General features: G+C 39.8%; 2 protein-coding genes and 1 pseudogene. 1 reads left to right on the forward strand and 2 read right to left on the reverse strand.

Annotated features, from left to right (window positions below):
* Positions 1-125, forward strand: a pseudogene (locus tag MHN31_RS23940) (transposase); the annotation flags it as partial.
* A 384-nt stretch (positions 126-509) separates the two neighbouring features.
* Here MHN31_RS23940 and MHN31_RS23945 read toward each other — a convergent pair.
* Together MHN31_RS23945 and MHN31_RS23950 are read right to left on the reverse strand one after the other, a co-directional pair.
* The gene (locus MHN31_RS23945; protein WP_239445532.1) at positions 510-833 is read right to left on the reverse strand and encodes a hypothetical protein; all 324 of its coding nucleotides are present in this window, start codon (positions 831-833) and stop codon (positions 510-512) included.
* 648 nt (positions 834-1481) lie between these two features.
* Positions 1482-1838 (reverse strand): hypothetical protein, encoded by a 357-nt coding sequence (locus tag MHN31_RS23950; RefSeq protein ID WP_239445533.1) that lies wholly within the window; start codon positions 1836-1838, stop codon positions 1482-1484.
* Between the last annotated feature and the right edge of the window lie 1056 nt (positions 1839-2894).

The following is a 2894-nucleotide window of genomic DNA, read 5'->3' on the forward strand; positions in this document are numbered from 1 at the left end:
CCACGCAATTTACCAAAGTATTCCGCGGCGCAGTAGGCAGGCGTCATGCTATGAGTAAATATTGCACCCACCTACAAAAAAAGCGGCGCGCTAACCTGGCTAATTGTGAACGCTTATTAGGTTAGAATTCCCATTACCTGAAACTCAAATGATGACTGTCACACTCAGGCAGGACTTAACTATGTCATACGGTACGAGATTAAGGCAGGTTTAGCAGAAGCTGTTCATATTTGAAGCCTACTCACAGTGATTTTTCAATTATCTTTCTAAATAGCACTCGCAATCACCCAGAAAAGCTCTATTAAAGCAACACTTAATGTTGGGTGTCTCTTTTAATACCTTTGAATGGGTGTCTTTTTTTGATAACCACGCGCTCACATTTACCTCAAAAAAACCATTAAAATAACAGATAACAATTAGCACCTGTGGTTTTATGGTTTTTGAGAACAGATAGCGAAGGATTTTCGTATATTTCTCCATACATATCTGTATTTCTAACTTCTATAAAATTATCTCTTGAGATACATGTACCTTAAAACTTCATTTGTACCGCTGCATTCATTCTTACCTCCAACATTTACTTCCATATCAGACATATATGCAGCTAACGCCATAGAGTAAACCTCTGTCATATTCTTTCTATCTAAATGAATTATAAAGTATTTAGAGCCATTGCTATTGCAGACAGATTGGAATGGAGTTTCCGGTTCGAGGTAAACGACATCTGCTCCAAGATCATTTACCCACAAACTCTTTATTTTAGTTTTAACTGTGCCTGATGCATCAGCATTAAAGCATAAAAATAAAACAAACATAAAACTCAAAACTTTCATTTTATTACTCCTATTTTTACAACGTCTAATTCTTAATAATCCACAGATATCCATATTTAAAATCAATATCAAGGACAGATACGGCTTTATTTTATCTAATCTGTTCGAAAAAGCTAAACAGATAACAACATGTGTGGCACATCCTACACTATATGCTCAGAAAAAACGCCCCTCATGTTCATGCCGGGCATCTTAATTCACTAATGTTAACAACTTGAGCTTAGCTTGGAAGTTATCGACTTTCATTTACGAGAACCTTTTATGGACACCCAGTATAAGGCTTATGCACTTCCTATAGACAAGTTTGTCACAGAGCTAGCAGACTGGCATCAAGCACGTTAGCATGGCCAGCTTGATTAAAACTAGCAGACACCCTCTCCCAAACTCAGATCCCAAATTTAGGACAGTTTTTGATTGGGTGTCCACGCACTTGCTTCACACACTTGCTTTCTCACTGAGCATTGGTTTTGAATGGATGTCTTCTTTAACCTACTAACTTAGAATGGGTATCTCATTTAATTTTAACGCCTGTCCACTTGGATTGGCATCGCTGGAACGTCCATATATGTCTACATTTTTTGTCTATAGTCCGCAAGATAGCCAAATAGTTTGCATCCGTTTTGAAGCGAGTTGTTATATTTTTGATACCTATGAACCTCGAGGTCCACTATGAGTGCCGCCAATAACCATTTCACCGACTTTACATGTGTCATTTGACAGATATAGAGATACCTTTTCACCCGACATAAAAGCAGCCAGAAGGTTAGCGTGTATAGCGTCTAAAGCTGGGTGATCAGGGTAAACTGATGCGTACTTGGGACCATATCCGCTTTGGGAAGTGCAACCACTTAACTCAGGAGAAAGGCGGACATTTATACCACCATTAACAACGCTGACAATTTTTATTACCTCTGATGCGGCTGTCCATCTTGCTCCATCTGCATGTGAAGGAATGGCAATTGCCAATAGTGCGAACGATGCAATACCTTTCAAGTATTTTTTCATTTATGACTCCATTATTGAACTGACATATAAAGCCGCACTCACAGGTTTGTCCGGGGCAACGCTTTGTTAGGGCCTGATTTAACTAGCCAAGAAGCAGCAGTAATATTAAATATTAGTATCAAGCCAACAGATAGGCCAGCATAAAGTATTTATTGCTGAGATAGCCCAAAAACAAAGAGCAACATTAGATTGCCTGGCAGTAAGAGAACTGGACCAAACATTAACATTGGTATAGGTGCAGGAAAGAGCAACATAGTGGAAAGAAAACCAAAACACTAGAAAAAAGGCGCTCACTGAGCATTGGTTTTGAATAGGTATCTCCTCTAACCCTATTTTACAATGGATATCCGTGTTTTTTCCCTCACTGAGCGCTGGTTTTGAATGGGTGTCTCTTTTAATTCTACTCTCTTTTAATTTGTCACAGAGCTAGCAGACTGGCATCAAGCACGTTAGCACGGCCAGCTTGATTAAAACTAGCAGACCCCCTCTCCCAAACTCAGACCCCAAATTTAGGACAGTTTTTGATTGGGTGTCCACGCACTTGCCTTCTTTGATTGGGTGTCCGTACTATTCTCTGTACTTTTGATTGGGTGTCCGTACTATTGTTCCTTCCAAAGTCAAACCCCAAATGTAGGAAAATCCTTGATGGGGTGTCTGCATTTAAACCTCGTGCTATTCCCCGTTCCTAGTTTTGAATGGGTGTCTTCTTTATTTTTGACAGTAAGAGAACTGGACCAAACATTGACATTGGTATAGGTGCAGGAAAGAGCAACATAGTGGAAAGAAAACCAAAACACTAGAAAAAGGCGCTCACTGAGCATTGGTTTTGAATAGGTGTCTCCTTTAACCCTATTTTACAATGGATATCCGTGTTTTTTCCCTCACTGAGCGCTGGTTTTGAATGGGTGTCTTCTTTATTTGGAGCATTGGTTTTGAATGGGTGTCTTCTTTAATCATTTGTTATTCCAAAATCAGACCCAAATGTAGGACAGTTTTTGATTGGGTGTCCGTGTTATTCCCATGCTTCCTCCGCAGGCCTACTCGGCTTGACATCGC

It is taken from the genome of Pseudoalteromonas sp. McH1-42 (assembly GCF_022347845.1).
Taxonomy (GTDB): domain Bacteria; phylum Pseudomonadota; class Gammaproteobacteria; order Enterobacterales; family Alteromonadaceae; genus Pseudoalteromonas; species Pseudoalteromonas rubra_D.

Coding starts and splice junctions, on each gene's coding strand:
- MHN31_RS23945 (WP_239445532.1), bottom strand. CDS start 833: ATGAAAGTTTTGAGTTTTATGTTTGTTTTATTTTTATGCTTTAATGCT.
- MHN31_RS23950 (WP_239445533.1), bottom strand. CDS start 1,838: ATGAAAAAATACTTGAAAGGTATTGCATCGTTCGCACTATTGGCAATT.